This is a genomic window from Maritimibacter dapengensis, assembly GCF_019218265.1.
Classification (GTDB): Bacteria; Pseudomonadota; Alphaproteobacteria; order Rhodobacterales; family Rhodobacteraceae; genus Maritimibacter; species Maritimibacter dapengensis.
The window spans coordinates 1-1,656 of record NZ_JAHUZE010000019.1 but is presented as its reverse complement, the minus strand read 5'-3'; the positions used below and the strand labels follow the sequence as shown (position 1 = coordinate 1,656).

2 protein-coding genes are annotated in these 1,656 nt (G+C 60.4%); both read left to right on the top strand.

Going from position 1 to position 1,656, the window contains the following annotated elements; translation table 11 throughout:
- On the top strand, positions 1-627 hold a 627-nt coding region (locus KJP28_RS20050), incomplete at its 5' end, for a TniB family NTP-binding protein (protein WP_255552500.1).
- Entirely contained in the window at positions 573-1,562 is a 990-nt protein-coding gene (locus KJP28_RS19840) for a TniQ family protein (RefSeq protein ID WP_083545780.1), read from the top strand. The genes KJP28_RS20050 and KJP28_RS19840, both read left to right, overlap by 55 nt.
- Positions 1,563-1,656 lie beyond the last annotated feature (94 nt).

Sequence of the window (1,656 nt, the reverse complement as noted above, 5' to 3'; positions counted from 1 at the left end):
CCCATCCTGCTGGTTCAGGCGCCGCCAGCGCCGGACGAGCGACGCTTCTACCAGCACATCCTTTCGACGATCGGGGCGCCGATGTGGGGGCGGCATACCGTGTCCGAACTTGAGGTCCGCGCGCTCAGTCATCTTCGGGATATGGACCTGAAGATGCTGATGATCGACGAGGTGCACAATCTGCTTGCCGGTAGTTACCGGGAGCAACGCCGGTTCCTGAACATGCTGCGGTTCTTGGCCAACGATCTCTGTGCCTCGCTTGTCGTTTTCGGTGTCAACGAAGCGCTCGAGGCCGTCCGCGGTGACGACCAACTGGCCCGTCGCCTGGACGAACACTACCTGCCGCTCTGGGAGGACGACGTGGAGTTCTCTCGGCTCATCCAAACGCTGATTGCCGCGATGGCACTTGAGCAGCGGTCGGGCCTCACGGTTGCGTCGCTTCGGACAATCCTGAAAGTGACGGGCGGTGTGACCTCGCGCGTGTTCATCATGATCAAGTCCTTGGCCATCGATGCGATCGAGACGGGTGAGGAGCGGATCACCGATGAGGCCGTTCAGGCCTGGCAGCCGGTATGGGCGAAGCATGCTTGGAGCATTCCGCGCCAACCCATCGCGGAGTTCGGGTGACCGTGAACCCATTGCCGCGTCGACCGCCACCGGTATCCGACGAGCTTCTCTCGAGCTGGATCGGGCGGTTGGCCCGGGCCAATCATTGTTCCGTCGAAGAGCTTTGCGGCTATCTCGGTTTGGGGCAGGGCAGGGTGCCGGAGCATGCGGGTGACCTTGGGCATGTGAACTGGGCTCGGCTATGTCCGGCGGTTCAGCAGACCCGGGATGAGATCGCGGCCATGACCCTCCCGGACACGACGCATCATCCCGCTCAATGCGTATCTAGCGATGACTTCCAAAGTTGCGCAAACTGCTCGAAACAAACCTCGGGACTGGTCCTGCGCCACTGGCGCTTCGCCTGGTCGCTGACTTGCGAAAACTGTGGTCGACCTCTTGTGGCGAGGCATCCGGCCGATGGTCTATCAAACAGGCTACGTGTCCGCGCCGCTCGGGGCGCGGCATTGCTGAAGACGGCGGTTGCCGCCGCCGATCTGAGGCACATGCAGCGGATCAGCCATACGCTGTGCCTCTTACAAGTACTTGAGTTGGTATACAGCGTGCCACTCACGTCGCGGTGTCAACTGGAGCGGTCAATAGCACTCGCAGCTGTCGATGTCTGCTCAGCCCGTCCATTATTGGGAGTGGCCATCTTGCTGCGCGGAAATGAACAAGCATTCTGGGATCTCCGACGCGCCTTTCCTCAGCGCAGACGTTTGATTGAGAAGGTGCGCAAGCTGTCGATGAACCTCGATATGCGACTTCCGCGAAGACGTCGGCAGGAAAGCAGTCCCGTTGACCGATCTGCCAGGGCGACGTCGCCCAAAAAGACGTCTGCGCAGGCCCTAGACGCTGCCCGTCAGGCCATCTCCGAGCTCGGTGCCGATGCAGATCGTCAAGCGCTTCTGGCACGAGCCGATGCAATCTGGAAGCGCCAAAGCTGTGTCAGCCACTGACGCAGCGCCCTGTGGATATATTGCAATTAAGGGTACAGAATCTGCCGAAAACGCTTCCAATCCGCAGAATCTGATTAATTAGGGTACAGTGACA